Origin of the sequence: Kitasatospora sp. NPDC036755 (assembly GCF_040636595.1) — a bacterium.
GTDB lineage: Bacteria > Actinomycetota > Actinomycetes > Streptomycetales > Streptomycetaceae > Kitasatospora.
The window spans coordinates 1-15,308 of the sequence record NZ_JBEZUT010000026.1 but is presented as its reverse complement, the minus strand read 5'-3'; the positions used below and the strand labels follow the sequence as shown (position 1 = coordinate 15,308).

The window sequence follows — 15,308 nt, the reverse complement described above, 5'->3', positions numbered from 1 at the left end:
CCGCCCGTCCGTGCCCCGTCGCCGCCGGGCCCGGCCGCGTCGAGTATGACCATGGTCACACCGAAGCCAGGCCTACGTACCGATGTTCTCACCGCGTCTATGTATGCGAAGGGTCAGTCCCACGAGCGAATCGGAGACCGGACTGTGCGTGCTCAGCGAGACGGCGCGGCCGAGGAGGAGAACCCCGGGCGCCGGCGGTGGCGGTTCGCGCCGCGCCGCGGGCCCTTACGCGGGGCACGGCCGACGCGGGTGCGGCGCCCGCTCCCGCGGATCGACTACCCGCGCCGCGGCCGGCGCGGGGTCCGCCGCTGGCTCCCGTCCTGGCGGCAGCTGCTGCTGGTGGCCGGGACGGGTGCGGCGACGCTGACGGGCTGGCTGACCTGGTTCTACGTCACCACCGCCGTACCGGAGGACCTGAACTCCTTCGCCACCCAGCAGAACAACGTCTACTACTGGGCGGACGGCACCGAGATGGCGCGGATCGGCCCGACCAACCGGCAGGAGGTGCCGCTCGGCCAGGTTCCGGAACCGGTGCGGTGGGCAGTGCTGGCCGCCGAGAACGAGACCTTCTACACCGACCCGGGCATCTCCGTGACCGGCATCGGGCGCGCCGTCGTGACGATGGTCACCGGCGGGGAGACCCAGGGCGGCTCCACCATCACCCAGCAGTACGTCAAGAACATCTACCTGAACCAGCGCCAGGACGTCTCCCGCAAGCTCAGCGAGATCGTCATCGCGATGAAGCTCGACGACCGGATGACCAAGCAGGACATCCTGGCCGGCTACCTGAACACCAGCTGGTTCGGACGCGGCAGCTACGGCATCGAGCGCGCCGCCGCGGCCTACTACGGCAAGGACGTCTCCGAACTCGACCCCAGCGAAGGAGCCTTCCTGGCCGCCCTGTTGAAGGGCGCTTCGCAGTACGACCCGGCGATCGGCGCGGAGAACCGGAAGCGGGCCGAGGAGCGCTGGTCCTGGATCCTGGACCGGATGGTGGAGGTCGGCAAGCTCTCCGCCGCCGAACGCGCCCGGTACACCGCCTTCCCCGAGCCCAAGCCGCAGCCGAAGTCGGCCGGGCTGAGCGGCCAGACCGGGTACCTGGTGGACATGGCCCGCGCCTACGTGGAAAGCCACAGCGGCATCACCCCGGCCCAGTTCGACCTCGGCGGACACCAGATCCGCACCACCTTCGAGAAGCCGAGGGTCGAGGCCCTGGCCGCCGCCGTGAAGGAGGGGACCGCGGGGACCGACCCGGACAACCGCGAGTCCGACAGGCTCCTGAAGGTCGGCGCCGCCTCGGTGGCCCCGGACGGCCGTATCGTCGCGCTCTACGGCGGCCCCGACTACCTGAAGCAGGGCTTCAACAACGCCAACACCACCACGGTGCCCATCGGTTCGGCCTTCACCCCGGTGGTGTACGCCGCCGGGCTCGACCAGGGAACGCAGCGCCAACGGGGCGGCAACCGCACCCCGGTGACACCCGCCACCCCCTACAACGGCGACAACGGCGTGAACGTGATGACCCCCGAGGGGCCGTACTGGGGGCGGGACGGGAAGATCGTCAAGACCGCCAACGACGGCAAACGGAACTGGGGCACCGTCACGCTGCGGAGCGCGGTCGAACAGTCCGTCAACGGGCCGCTGATGCAACTCGGCATGGACGTCGGCCTCGACCGGGTCCAGAAGACCGCCACCGACCTCGGCCTGCTCCCCAACAGCCTGGGCGAACTCGTCCCCGCCCTCGGCGTCGGCAACTCCACCCCCAGCGCGGTCCGCACCGCCGACGCCTACGCCGCCTTCGCGGCCGGCGGCAGCCACACCGACCCCTACTCGGTGCTCAGGATCTCCCGCAACGGCGTCGAGCTCCCGCTGCGCCTGCCGGCCGCCACCCAGGCACTCGCCCCGGCCGTCGCCGCCGAGGTCGACGCGGCCCTCAAGGGCTCCGTCCGCGACGGCGCCGCCAAACCGGCGGCCGAGGCCGGCCCCGACCTGGCCGCCAAGCCCGGCACCACCGCGGACCGTACGGCAGGATGGTTCGTCGGCTACAACGAGCAGCTGTCGACGGCGGTCACCGTCTTCCGCGCGGACCTGAAGGACATGAAGCTCCTCTCCCTCGAAGGCCTCGCCGGCGCCGCCCCCGACACCTCCGACGCCACCCTCCCCTCCCGCATCTGGACCGCCTACATGAAGACGCAGACCGCCCGGTCGCCGGGGCGGCGGCCGCGGGGACCGGGGAAGGCGGCCCCCGCGGCGGTCGGAGAGAGCGCAGAACGCGGCTGCGGGGCGGCGGGCCCGATCGTCAGGGGGTGGAGAGGCTGCGGCTTCGGTGCGTAGGGCCGGTGGCTGAGGTTGATCGGTGTCCGGACTAGTGTCATGGTCGTGCCGCGGTCGGCCCGGTGCGCCCCGAGGGGGGTGGCGGGGTCGGGCCCCGGTGCGGTCGTGAGCTCTGAGGGACTGAAGCGGATGAGAATGACGTTCGGGCTGCTGGGGCCCCTGACGGTCGGAGTGGACTCCGTGCCGCAGGCGCTGCCGCGGGCCACCGTGCTGCGGGGGTTGCTGGGGGCGCTGCTGCTGGCGGAGGGGGAGCGGCTGCCCGCGGGCCGGCTGCTGGAACTCGTGTGGGCGGAGCAGGCGGACCGGGTCGGCCGGGGCGCCGTGCACACCGGGATGTCGCGGCTGCGCACCTGGCTCGGGCGGTTCGGGGACGAGGCGGTCGTGCTGGAGTCCGACGCCCAGGGGTACCGGCTGGTGACCGGGCCCGACGCGGTGGACCTCGGACGGTTCCGCAGGCTCGCCGCCGACGGTGAGCCGGCCGGGGCGCTCGCGCTGCGGCGCGGCCCGGTGCTGGCCGGGCTGGAGCGGATCAGCCGCGAGGACCCGCTGGTGACGTCCGTGGAGGGCGAGGTGCGGGCCACGGTCCTGGCCCTGGCCCGGTCCGCGGCGGAGGCCGGGGCGTCCCGGGCGGCCGTTCCCGCCCTGACCGCGCTCGCCGAGGAGCACCCGTTCGACGAACCGGTGCACGCCGCGCTGCTGGAGCTGCTGGCGGCGGACGGCCGGGCGGCCGAGGCGCTGCGCCGCTTCCAGTCGCTGCGCCGGCGGCTGTCCGAGGAGCTCGGGATCGAGCCGGGCGAGCAGGTGCAGAACGTCTTCCTGGCGCTGCTGGCGCAGGACCGGGAGGGCTCCCGGACGGACCCAGGACCCTCCCGGGTGCCCTCCCAACTCCCGCGCGACATCCCGGACTTCACCGGCCGCGACGAACAGGTGCGGCTCGTTCTGGACGCCCTGGCGGCCGGCCGGGTGCCGGTGGTCGCGGGCATGGGCGGCATCGGCAAGACGGCGCTCGCCGTCCACACCGCCCACCGCGCCGCCGCCGACTACCCCGACGGCCGGCTCTACGCGGACCTGCGCGGAGCCGACGAGACACCCGCCGACCCGGCCGGCGTCCTGGCCGCCTTCCTGCGCGCCCTGGGCGCCGACCCCCGGGAGATCCCGGCCTCCCTGGACGAACGGTCCGCGCTCTACCGCACCCTGCTGGCCGGCCGCCGCACGCTCGTCCTCCTCGACAACGCCGCCGGCGAGCAGCAGATCGGCCCGCTGCTCCCGGGCACGCCCGCGGACCGGGCCGACCGCACGGACGCCCGCCCGGCCGTCCTCGTCACCAGCCGCACCGCGCTCACCGCCCTGCCCGGCTCCCGCCTCGTCGACCTCCAGGAACTCGACGCACCCCACGCCCGCACGCTGCTCGGCCGCATCCTCGGGGACCACCGGGTCGCCGCCGAGCCGGTGGCCGCCGCCCAGATCGTCGAGCTGTGCGGCGGCATGCCGCTGGCGGTCCGCATCGCCGGGGCCCGCCTGGCCGCCCGCCCGCGCTGGACCCTGGCCCGGCTCGCGCACCTGCTGCGCGACGAACGGCGACGGCTCGACGAACTGTCCGCCGGGAACCTGGCCGTACGGGCCGGCTTCGCCGTCGGCTACGCCCGGCTGTCGGAGCCGACCCGCCGCACCTTCCGGCTTCTCGGACTGCTCGACGCGCCCGACTTCGCCCCGTGGGCCGCGGCCGCCCTGGCTGACATCCCGCCCGAGCAGGCCGAACGGCAGCTGGAGGAACTGATCGACGCCCAACTCCTCCAGGAGACCGGCACGGAGCCGCACCTGCGCTACCGCTTCCACGACCTCGTCCGGCTGTACGCGCGCGAGCACGCCGAGGCCACGGACGCACCGGCCGACCGCACGGCTGCGCTGGAACGGGCCTTCGGCGCCTGGCTCTGGCTGGCCGAGCAGGCGGCCGACCAGGTGCCCGGGCCGTGCTTCGCGCCGATCCACGGCTCCGCGCCCCGCCACCCGATGCCGTCCGGCGTCGCGGCGGCCCTGCTCGACGACCCGATGGCCTGGTTCGACGCCGAGCAGCCGGCCCTGAACGCGAGCGCCCGGCAGGCCGCCGCGCTGCGCATGGTGCCGGCGGCCTGGGACCTCGCCGCCTGCCAGGAGAAGTACTGCGACGTCCGCGGCCTGTACGACGACTGGCGCACCACCCACGTGGCCGCCCTCCAGGCCTGCCGCGCGGCCGGCGACGGCCTGGGCACCGCCGTGCTCACCCGCGGCCTGATCGAGGTGACGACCTGGACCACCCCGGCCGACGGCTGCGGGACCGCCGTCGAACTGGAGGGCGGCACCCAGACGATGGTCGCGCTGGAGGACCACGCGCGGCACCTCCAGCGGCTGTTCGAGCAGGTCGGGGAGGAGCGCGGGACCGCCGACGCCCTCGTCCTGACCGCCTGGAGCCTGGTGGCCCAGGGCCGCGAGGAGGAGGCCCTCGACGCCGGCCGCCGCGCCCTGGCACTCGCCACCGCCCACGACCACCCGGGCGGCGAGGCCAAGGCGCACCAGATCATCGCCATCGCCCACGGCGAGACCGACCTCGACCGCACCATCGAGCACCTCACCGAAACGCTGCGGCTGGCGCGGATGATCGGCAACACCCGCTTCGAGGCGACCGCGATCCAGTTCCTCGGCGCCGCCCACGGCCGGGCCGGCCAGGTGGAGCGGGGCACCGAACTGCTCCTCCGCTCGCTCGCCATGGCCCGCTCCCTCGACGACCGCTACGTGGAGGCGTTCTCGCTGCTCTACCTGGCCGTGCTGTACGCGGGCACCGGCGACGGCCGCGCCCGGGACACGGCCGAGGCCGCGCTGGCCATCGCCCGCCGCTTCGACCTGGGGCACCACCTCGCCCAGGCCCTCGGCATCCTCGGCGAGCTGGACCTGGCGGCCGGGGACCACGCCTCGGCGGTCGCCCACCTGGAGGAGTCGGTCCTGATGTGGCGCGCCCGCGGCTGGCGCTCCTTCCTCGCGGAGGCGCTCCGCACCCTCGGCCGGGCGTACGAGGCGGCCGGGCTGCCGGAGTCGGCGGCGCGGGTGCTGGCGGAGGCGCGGGAGCTGAGCGACATCCGGTAGGGCGGGGCGGGGCCTCTCGGTGGCAGCGGCGTCAGCGGTGGCAGTGCTGTTGACGGCAGAGCCGGGAGTGCCGGCGGCGCCGGCAGCGGTGAGCGATCGGTAAGCGAACGGTAAGGCGCCCCCGCCTAGGCTCGGTCCCCACGGCACAGGACAGGCACACGCACCAGGCCCCAGGCCCGGTCGACGCGCCCGTCCCGTACGCACCGCATGGGCAGCCGGTCGGGTCCGCGCAGGGGACGGACCCGGCCGGAGGTGCGGTGCGTCCGGCGGGGGCTCAGACGAGGGCGGCGTCCAGGACGGCGTGCCAGGCCGCGTGCTCGTGCTTGCGCTCGTGCTCGTGCTCGTGCTCGTGCTCGTGTGCGTTCGCGGACCCGTACGAGCGGGCGGCGCGCGGGTTCGTCCCCCGTGCCGCCCGGCGCGCGCCGCCCGCCTCCGCCAGGCCGTTCGGGCCCTGGCTCAGATCTTCACGGTGAGCCAGGCGCCCAGGCCGGCGCAGCCGCGGGCGTCGTAGGTGGTGCTGCGGTAGCCCGCCGGGATCGGCGAGTACGGGCAGGTCCAGACGCCGTTGCGGACCAGCTCGTGGAGCCAGGCGCCGACACCGCTGCACCCCTTGACGTCGTAGTTCGTCAGGACGTAGCCGGAGACGATCGGCGAACCGGAGCAGGTCCACAGCCGGTTCTGCGCGGGCTGCTGGAACCACGAGCCGTGGTTGCCGCAACCGCTCGGGTTGTACATGGTGATGACGTAGCCGGCCGGGACGGGCGCCCCGGAACAGCTCCAGCCACCGGCGGCGGAAGCCGTCCCGGCGCCCGCCGTGCCGGTCAGCGCGGCCGCGAGGACGGCGACGATGGCGGCCGCCCGTCCCGTACGGGTCATCAGCTTGCGGAGGATCCTGGTCACGGCGACACCGTTCCGATCGGTCGTCTCCCCTCGGCTCGTCCTTGGTCCTTGGTCCTTGGAACGGCAGGGGAGGGTGGAACAACGGGGACGCGCCGCACCCTAGTGGCGGCGATCACGTCCCTGATAGATCCAGATCAACAGATCGACACACATGACCGAAAGCGATCGATCCACGGCGCGGCCGACCCGCCGTTGGCCGATCCACCATCAGACCCGGCACCTAGGGCGTGTCTGACAATTCCCGCCGGGCGTGCGACGCCGGGGCACGCACCTCGCCGCGTTGTCGTCGGTCGCCAATGCTCCGCAGTGGCTCCCTCCTCCGCCTTGCGATGCACGCACCCCAACGCCGCACGCTGATCCGACGCCAATTGTCAGACACGCCCTAGGAGTCCTCCGGGGCGCAGCGGCTGACGGCACGACGGCCGGGGCCGCATGGGCCGGAGGACCGGGGGAGGCGTGGAGCGAGTCCCCCCGGACTCGCTCCACGCCGCCTCGTCGCGCGGCTTCGGCGCTGCCGCTCCCCCCGACACCCCGGCAAACCCGCCGTTCCCCCCTGAGCCACACCCTCCGGCGAGAGCGGTCCGCACAGGCCCCGGCGAGCCCCCACCTCCGGGGACGTCGTTGATCTCAAACTAACAAACCGCGTGGTTGGTTTGTCAATAGTGGAATCCACGAAACATCCACATCGTGATGGAGGGCTCCACGGGGCCCGGAAAGGCCCGGGACCAGGGCTTTGCGTTCCCGTCAGGCCGGTGGCGGCCCGATTCGCCCGCACAGGACGGGCGGCGGCGGACGGTGGGCGCGGGATCGGAATCCGACATTCCGAGCATGATGGCAGTACGCAGTGACACCGGACGGGCGCCCAGCGCAGCCGACGGGGCCCAGTGCAGCCGACGGCGCTCAGCGCGGGCGGAGGAAGGAGGGATCGGGAGCGGGCCGGCGCTCAGCGCAGCAGTCGGCGTTCCTTCGCCACCGCCACCGCACCCGCCCGGGTGTCCACGCCCAACTTGTCGTAGATCCGGCCGAGGTGCGTCTTCACCGTGGCCTCGCTGATGAACAGGGCCCGGGCGATCTCCCGGTTGCCCAGCCCCTGCGCCAGCTGTTCGAGGATGTCCTGCTCGCGCTCGGTGAGCTGCGGCGCGGGCGACCGCATCTGCGCCATCACCCTGGAGGCGACCGGCGGCGAGAGCACCGTGCGGCCCTGGGCGGCCGCGTGCACGGCGGCGAACAGCTCCTCGGGCCGCTCGGCCTTCAGCAGGTAGCCGGTGGCGCCGGCGGCGATGGCCCGGGTGATGTCGGCGTCGGTGTCGTAGGTGGTCAGCACCAGGACGTGCGGCCCGCCCGGGTCGGCGGTGATCCGCCGGGTGGCCTCCACCCCGTCGATGCCGTCGCCGAGTTGGAGGTCCATCAGCACGACCTGCGGCACCAGCCGGGCGGCCAGGGCGACGGCCTCCTCACCGGTGCTGGCCTCGCCGACCACCTCGATGTCGCCGGCGCTCGCCAGCAGCGCCAGCAGTCCGGCACGCACCACCGCGTGGTCGTCGCACACCAGCAGCCGGACGGGGGCGGGCCGGACGGGAGTCGTGCTCATCGGTTCTCCAGGGGGATCGCTGCGGAGACGACGGTGCCCTCGCCGGGCGTGCTCTCCACGGTCAGCCTGCCACCCAGCTGCCGCAGCCGGGCACGCATCGCCGGCAGGCCGTAGCCGCGCCCGCCGCCAGGGCCGGCCGCGTCCGGCTCGAAGCCCTGCCCGTCGTCGGCGACGTCCAGCACGGCCTGGTCGCCGAGGAAGGACAGCGTGATCGCGGCGGCCGACGCTCCGGCGTGCTCGCGGACGTTGGCCAGCGCGCCCTGGGCGATCCGCAGCAGGGCGGCCTGCGCGGCGGCGGGCAGCGGGACCGGCGTGCCGTCCAGGTGGAAGCGGACCGGCAGCCCGCTCTCGGCGGACTCCCGCTCGGCCAGCGCCCGCAGCGCCCGGTCGAGGGTGCGGCCGTCGGACAGTTCCGCCGGGGCGAGGTCGTGGACGAAACGGCGGGCCTCGGCCAGGTTCCGGGCGGCCACCTCGGCGGCCGTGCGGACGTGGGTCCGGGCCGTCGCCGGGTGGGTGTCCCAGGTGCGTTCGGCGGCCTGGAGCAGCATCTGCTGGCTGGACAGGCCCTGCGCCAGGGTGTCGTGGATCTCCATGGCGAGCCGTTCGCGTTCGGCCAGGGTGCCCTCCCGCCGCTCGGTGGCGGCGAGTTCGCGGCGGGTGCGGACCAGGTCGGCGATCAGCGCGCGCTGCCGGTCGGCCTGCCGGGCCATGAAGAGGAAGACACCGGTCGCGAGGCCGGCCACCGCGGGCGGCAGCAGCACCAGGGTGGCGTCGACGCCGCCGGGCAGCCGGATCTCGGCGATCACCACCAGCAGGGTCAGCGCGCCGACCAGCGGGATGGCCGCCTTCGCGGGCAGCGCCCGGAGGGCGGTGTAGATCAGCGGGACGGCGCACCAGGCGAAGCTCGGCGCGAGCAGCACCAGCACCACCCAGAGCACCACCACCAGGGCCGAGGGCCACCGGCGGCGCCGGCCGGGGGCGGCCGGGCGGCGGTGGTCGAGCCAGGACCCGGCCGGCTGGGCGACGGCGAGGGCCGCGCTCAGCCCGATCACCCAGGGGGCCTGCGGGCTGCCGGAGTGGTGGCTGAGGTAGCGGTTGAGCGAGGCGGCGAGCAGCAGCAGGAAGGCGGAGTCCAGCAGCAGTGCGAGCCGGCCCGCGTCCGGATCGCCGGCGTCGCGGCCGAGGACACCGCCCCGGGCGGCACGCGCACCGGCGGCACCGGCAGACGCGCCGGCACCGGCACGTGCTCCGGCACCGGCGCGGTCCGCGGCGCGACGGCCGGCGGTCGGGCGGGGCTGCTGCACGGGTGGCTCCTGGCTGAACGGGTGGTGCGTGCGCGGTCGGCGCCGGCCCGTACCGGCCCGTCGTTCCCGCCGGCACCGACCTGCGGCGACCCCTCGATGGTGACCCGTCCGGCCCGGGGCCGCATCAGCCGATCGGTTGACGGCAGGGTCGACCATCACGCCCGCGGGCCCGCGCCGGACCGCCGATGTGGCGGGCCCTGCCCCGGCCGGAGGATCGAAGCACGCCGCCGGGCGACCCCCCCGACGCCCCGGCGGCCCCCCGAACCCCCGCCCCACCCCGCAGATCCGCTGAGGAGTCGGACCATGAAGAAGACCTCCGTTCGCACCCGGGTGCTGACCGGCACCGTCGCCGCCGCCGCGCTCGCCGCCGCCACCGTCGGCGCCGTCTCGGCCAGCGCCGAGTCCACCGAGACCCCGGCCGTCCCGGCCGCGGCGAAGGCCGACACCCAGAACAAGAACCTGGCCCCGAGCAGCGGCCTGACCATCGACGCCGCCACCCGCGCCGCCCAGGCCGCCCTGGACGCGGCCACCAAGGCCGGCCAGCACGTGTCGGTCGCGGTCGTCGACCGGGACGGCGTCACCCGGGTGCTGCTGAAGGGCGACGGCGCCGGCCCGCAGGCTCCGGTCTCGGCCGAGCGCAAGGCCTTCACCGCGGTGTCCTGGAACGCCCCGACCTCGGAGCTGGCCAAGCGCCTGGCCCAGGCGCCGAACCTCAAGGACATCCCGGGCACCCTGTTCCTGGCCGGCGGTGCCCCGATCCAGTCGAAGGGCGCCCCGATCGCGGCCGTCGGCGTCGCGGGCGCGCCCAGCGGCGACCTGGACGAGCAGTTCGCGCAGGCGGGCGTCGCCGAGCTGGCGAAGTGACGGGAGCCCGGCCGGCCCGGCCCCGGGCCGGCCGGGCCACGGTCTCGTTCGGGTGAACGCCGGGAGGGTCGCCGCAGAACACGGGATGACCCTTCGAAAAGCCGGTGCCGCTGTCAGTGCCGCGTGGCAGGCTTCCCGGTATGACGGCGTGGACCCTCAACGACATCGAACGTGCGATCCGCTCCTCCTGGGGTGTCGACACCTGTGCGCCCGAGGATCTGGCCCACTGGCGTCCCGACAATCCCGCCCGCGGCCAGTGCGGGGTGACGGCGATGGTGGTGAACGACCTGCTCGGCGGCGAGCTCATGATGGGCGAGGTGTACGTCGACGGCGTGCGTACGGACCTCCACTGGTGGAACCGCTTCGCCACCGGCTTCGAGATCGACCTCACCCGCGAGCAGTTCGGGCCGGACGAACTGGTCGGTCCCGGCCGTCCGGTCGCCCGCCCGGTCCGCCCCGGCCGGCTCCAGGCCCAGTACGAGCTGTTGCGCGGCCGGGTGGCCGCCGAGCTGGAGCGCGGCGCGGCCGCCGACCGCACCCGGATTCCGACCCGCGCCGCCCGCGCCCGCGCCTGCGCGTGAGCCGCCGCCCGGCCCCGCCCGGGTATCGGGCGGGCCCGCGGACCTCCTGACGTACAGTCGGTCGCACACGAGCGACGGCGACGAGGGGAGTACGCGGATGACCGGGCGGACGATCGGATTCGTGGGGCTGGGCTCCATGGGGCGCGGCATGGCCGGGAGCCTGCTGCGGGCGGGTCACACCGTACGGGTCTGGAACCGCTCGCCCGAGCCGGTGGCCGCCCTGGTGGCCGAGGGCGCGGAGGCGGCCGGCTCGCTCGCCGAGGTGTTCGCCGCCGACACGGTGGTCTCCATGCTCGCCAACGACGCGGCGTTCGAGCAGCTGCTGCTCGACCCGGCTCTGCTGGCCGGCGCCGCGGCGACCCTGCACGTCAACATGGCCAGCGTCTCGCTCTCCCTCGCCGACCGGGCCGAGGCGCGGTACGCCGAGCATGGCATCGGCTACGTCGCCGCCCCCGTGCTCGGCCGGCCGCCGGTCGCTGCGGCGGGCCGGTTGAACATCCTGGCCGCCGGCGCGCCCGAGCTGCTGGAACGGGCCGAGCCGCTGTTCGCCGCGATGGGCGAGCGCACCTGGAACTTCGGTGCGAGCCCCCGGCAGGCCAACACGGCCAAGATCAGCACCAACTTCCTGATCGCCTGCGCGATCGAGTCGATGGCCGAGGCGTGCAGCCTGGCCGACGCGCACGGGATCCGGCCGACCGACCTGGTCGAGATGCTCACCGCCACGCTCTTCCCCGGGCCGATCCACACCGGCTACGGCTCGATGGTGGCCGAGCGCCGCTACGAGCCGGCCGGGTTCGGGCTGCCGCTCGGGCTCAAGGACGTCAATCTCGCGCTGGACGCGGGCGCCGCCCGCAACGTCCCGCTGCCGTTCGGCAGCATCCTGCGGGACGCCTTCCTGGACGCGCTGGCCCACGGCGACGGGGACAAGGACTGGGCGGCCGTGGCCGAGGTCGCCCGCCGACGGGCCGGGCTGTCCGACTGACCGCCGCCCGTGGCGGCCCCGGCACTCCGGGGCCGCCAGGGGGTTCGGCGCGGGTTCCGCCCGAGTGGCCCGAGCGGCCCGAGTGGAATAACCGGTGCCCGGCGGCTGCTCACCCTGCGTTCGCACCGTACGTACGACGGGGGAGTCCTGATGGCCGATCAGTCGTCCGGCGCCGAGGCGCCGCGCCGTTTCCTGTTCCTCGACGCCAGCGCGCGCACCGACGGCAACTCGGCCCGGCTCGCCCGGCTGGCCGCCGAGGCGAGCCTGCCGGCCGGCGCCGAGCAGCGCTGGCTGCGGCTGGACGAGCACCCGCTGCCGCCCTTCCGGGATCTGCGGCACAGCGGCGACGGTGGCTACCCCGCGCCGGTCGGCCACGAGCGGACGCTGCTGGACGCCACTCTGGCGGCCACCGACCTGGTCTTCGTCGCGCCGCTGTACTGGTACTCGCTGCCCACCAGCGCCAAGCTCTACCTCGACCACTGGTCGGCCTGGTTCCGGGTGCCCGGGGTGGAGTTCCGCGAGGGGATGCGCGGCGGCACCGTCTGGGGCGTCACCGCCCTCGGCACGGAGGAGGAGAAGGCCGAGCCGCTGATCGGCACCCTCCGGCTGACCGCCGAGTACATGGGGATGCGCTGGGGCGGGGTGCTGCTCGGCAGCGGCAACCGCCCGGGTGACGTGCTGGGCGACGAGCGGGCGCTGATCGCGGCCAAGTCCTTCTTCGCGGGCTGAGCCGGGCGGGCCCGGCTGGACCCGGCGGGCCCGGCTGAGCCCGCCGCCCCCGCCGGGAGCCGTGCGGTACCGTCGTCCGGACGTGTACCCGTCACCCTTCGGTCATCCTTCGGTAAAGCGCAAAAGCCCTACGAGTGGCCAGAGTTGGATGATTCGGGCAGCCTCCTCCCGCGCCCGGACCGAAGCGCGCCACCCGCCTTCCGGGCCGGTCGGATCGTTCGGTACTCTCCGTCGGACTTTCAGCTTCGCGGGGGGTTCGCGGCGTTCACGGCCGCCCCCTCGCGCCCGGGCCTCGCCCGGACACTTCCGTGAGGTCTCCCTTGTCCATACGTCGCAGTCTTGCCCTTGCCGGGGCCGCCGCGCTCGCGTCCTCGCTCGTCCTGGCCGGCGCCCAGGGCGCCATGGCCGTCGGTGTCACCGGCACCCCGTCCGCCGCCGCGTCGCCGGCCGACAAGGCGTCGCACGCGAGCCTCGACCTCTCGCTGAACGGCGTGCCCGGCACCTTCATCGCCGGCGGTGACGCCCGCGAGTTCACGTTCAGGATCGACAACCGGACGAAGCACGACTTCGTCTTCATCCCGCTGCTCAAGTTCAAGAGCAAGGCGGGCTCGCTCCAGGCGAAGGACCTCAAGGTCCAGTACCGGCTCCCCGGGGGCGAGTGGCAGACCGCCGTGGTCGCCCCCGACCAGAGCGGGGAGAAGAACGACTCCGTCCTGATGCTGCTCGGTGCCCTCGACGGCGCCGGAAACCCGACCGCCGAGGACCTGCTCGGGGTGAACCGCGGCAAGAACGTCCCGATCAAGGTCCGGGCGTCCTTCACCGACGGTGCCCCGCTCGGCCGGGCCGGCGTCGTCCCGGTCGTCTTCGCCGCCGAACTCGACGACTCCAGCCACCAGCCGGTCGACAACGGCCACCTCAGCTGCGACGGCGGCGTGGGCTTCGTCATCAAGGCGCCCGGCGGCAAGCCGACCCCGACGCCCACCTCGTCGCACACCGGCAAGCCCAGCCCGACGGCGACCCCGACCCAGACGGGCAAGCCCAGCCCGACCGCGAGCGGCTCCCCGACGGCCACCCCGACGGCCACCTCGACCGCCACGCCGACCGAGAAGCCGACCGGCACCCCGACCGAGAAGCCCACCGAGAAGCCGACCACCCCGGCCACCGGTGAGCCCTCCGGCTCGGCCAGCGCCCCGGCCCCGGCCGAGAGCGGCGGCGACACCGCCGGCCCGATCGACTTCCCGGTGGAGCCCCCGGTCATCACCCCGCCGCCGCTGACCCCGGCGGCCGTCGACAAGGCCAAGGCCGCCGCGGACGGCAACGACAAGGCCCTGGCCCAGACCGGTGGCGGCAGCCACACCACCGCCATCGCGGCCACCGGCGGCGCCGTCCTGGTGGCCGGTGTCGGCACCCTCATCGTGCTGCGCCGCCGCAAGTCCGCCCAGCAGGGCTGACCCGTCGCACGCTGACCCGTCGCACGTCGAGCCGTCGCACGCCGAGCCGTAGCGAACCTGCCGGAGCGCACCGGGCCGATCCACACCGGCCCGGTGCGCTCCGATCCTCGGCGCGCCGAGTGCCCCCGTGCCGCCCGCACCGTCCCTCCGGGACGGATCCGCGGGCGGCACGGGCGGTTCTCGTCCGTCACATAGGATGTCCGGCCGGAGGGGGGCGGAACGGCGGGGAGAGGACAGGTGCGGGTAGCACGCACGGCACAGGCCACCACCGACTACGAGGCGACGACCGGTCGGATCGCAGGTCTGCCGCTCCGGAGGCATCACGTCCTGCTGGCCGCCTGGACGGTGCTCTGGTTCTTCCTGGTCGAGCCCAGCGGCGGCTTCTCCTGGCACTACCTGCGCCAGGGCGAGCAACTGCTCTTCAGCGGCCAGGCCGACGGCGGCCTGTCGCTCTACGCCCACCACCCGGAGCTCCAGATCGGCCCGGTCAGCCTGGCCGCGGCCCGCCTCACCGCCCCGTTCGCACCGCACACCGGGCAGTTGATCGCCGAGGCGGTGAGCGCCGGGCTGGGCCTGGTGATGCTGGTCGTGGTCGGCCGCACCGCGGCCCTGTACTACCTGGGCACCGGGACCAACCACCGGCGGCTCCAGCAGCGGCTGCTGATCGCGGGGCTGGCGTTCATCCCGATGTGGGTCGAGGTCTCGGTCCGCTTCGCGCACCTGGACGACGTCCTCGCACTGTTCTTCACCACCCTCGCCGCGCACGCCCTGGCCCGCGGCAAGCCCGTCCAGGTCGCGGTCTTCCTGGCACTGGCGGTGGACTCCAAGCCCTGGGCGGTGGCCTTCGCCCCGCTGATCCTGGCGCTGCCCCGGCCGGCCTGGCTGCGCACCGCGCTCTGGTTCTGCGCCCTGGTGGCAATCGCCTGGCTGCCGTTCTACCTGGGCAACCTGGACACCATGGCGGCCGCCAAGTTCACCATCCCGAACCAGCCGGCCTCCGCGCTGCGCTGGTTCGGGGTCACCGACCCGGCCACCCCCTGGTGGGACCGGCCGACCCAGTTCGCGCTCGGCATCGGGCTCGGCTGCGTCGCCGTCTGGCGCGGCCGCTGGCCGGCCGTGGTGCTGCTGGGCGCGGACGCCCGCATCCTGCTCGACCCGAGCGTCTACACCTACTACACGGCCTCGATCCTGCTCGGCACCCTGCTCTGGGACGCGGTCGGGCAGAAGCGGCTCGTCCCGTGGTGGAGCTGGATCGCGCTGGGCGCGCTGTACGGCGGCACGCTGCTCCTCCCGTCCGACGCGGCCCGCGGCTTCGTCCGGCTCGCCTTCGTGGTGGTCTCCGCCGCGTACGTGCTGTTCTGGCCCACCCAGCGGTCCCGTCTGCTCAACTACCTGTCCCTGCTGGGCTGGTCGCTGGCCGAGGACCGCGACCTGTTCGACATGGACGAGATGGTC

The 15,308-nt window shown here is 74.6% G+C and carries 11 protein-coding genes; 8 read left to right on the top strand and 3 right to left on the bottom strand.

All coding sequences use genetic code 11. From position 1 onward, the window contains the following. Window positions 1-249: 249 nt before the first annotated feature. A complete protein-coding gene (locus AB0E96_RS06370) occupies window positions 250-2,334 on the top strand; it encodes a transglycosylase domain-containing protein (protein WP_359819257.1) in 2,085 nt (694 codons plus the stop codon). A gap of 129 nt (window positions 2,335-2,463) precedes the next feature. Beyond that, window positions 2,464-5,451: a BTAD domain-containing putative transcriptional regulator gene (locus AB0E96_RS06365; RefSeq protein WP_359819254.1), complete on the top strand. Its 2,988-nt coding sequence runs from the start codon at window positions 2,464-2,466 to the stop codon at window positions 5,449-5,451. 456 nt (window positions 5,452-5,907) lie between these two features. Here AB0E96_RS06365 and AB0E96_RS06360 read toward each other — a convergent pair whose 3' ends face one another. From AB0E96_RS06360 to AB0E96_RS06350, 3 genes are all read right to left on the bottom strand, one after another. After that, on the bottom strand, window positions 5,908-6,351 hold the full coding sequence (locus AB0E96_RS06360; RefSeq protein WP_359819251.1) for a hypothetical protein: 444 nt from the start codon (window positions 6,349-6,351) through the stop codon (window positions 5,908-5,910). Window positions 6,352-7,294: 943 nt separating this feature from the next. Continuing rightward, entirely contained in the window at window positions 7,295-7,942 is a 648-nt protein-coding gene (locus AB0E96_RS06355) for a response regulator transcription factor (RefSeq protein ID WP_359819248.1), read from the bottom strand. Continuing rightward, on the bottom strand, window positions 7,939-9,084 hold the full coding sequence (locus AB0E96_RS06350; RefSeq protein ID WP_359819333.1) for a sensor histidine kinase: 1,146 nt from the start codon (window positions 9,082-9,084) through the stop codon (window positions 7,939-7,941). Before AB0E96_RS06350 ends, AB0E96_RS06355 begins: the two co-directional genes overlap by 4 nt. Before the next feature lie 465 nt (window positions 9,085-9,549). Here AB0E96_RS06350 and AB0E96_RS06345 point away from each other — a divergent pair, with 465 nt between their 5' ends. The 6 genes from AB0E96_RS06345 to AB0E96_RS06320 form a co-directional block, all read left to right on the top strand. Further along, a complete protein-coding gene (locus AB0E96_RS06345; RefSeq protein WP_359819245.1) occupies window positions 9,550-10,110 on the top strand; it encodes a heme-binding protein in 561 nt (186 codons plus the stop codon). A 140-nt stretch (window positions 10,111-10,250) separates the two neighbouring features. Continuing rightward, window positions 10,251-10,691: a hypothetical protein gene (locus AB0E96_RS06340; protein ID WP_359819242.1), complete on the top strand. Its 441-nt coding sequence runs from the start codon at window positions 10,251-10,253 to the stop codon at window positions 10,689-10,691. 46 nt (window positions 10,692-10,737) lie between these two features. Continuing rightward, the gene (locus tag AB0E96_RS06335) at window positions 10,738-11,673 is read left to right on the top strand and encodes an NAD(P)-dependent oxidoreductase (protein ID WP_359819331.1); all 936 of its coding nucleotides are present in this window, start codon (window positions 10,738-10,740) and stop codon (window positions 11,671-11,673) included. A gap of 150 nt (window positions 11,674-11,823) precedes the next feature. Further along, complete coding sequence (locus AB0E96_RS06330) at window positions 11,824-12,402, top strand: NAD(P)H-dependent oxidoreductase (protein WP_359819239.1); 579 nt, start codon at window positions 11,824-11,826, stop codon at window positions 12,400-12,402. Between the two features lie 320 nt (window positions 12,403-12,722). After that, window positions 12,723-13,853 (top strand): LPXTG cell wall anchor domain-containing protein, encoded by a 1,131-nt coding sequence (locus AB0E96_RS06325; protein WP_359819236.1) that lies wholly within the window; start codon window positions 12,723-12,725, stop codon window positions 13,851-13,853. A 237-nt stretch (window positions 13,854-14,090) separates the two neighbouring features. Beyond that, window positions 14,091-15,308, top strand: a 1,218-nt coding sequence (locus AB0E96_RS06320) for a hypothetical protein (protein ID WP_359819233.1), incomplete at its 3' end; no start/stop codon positions are given.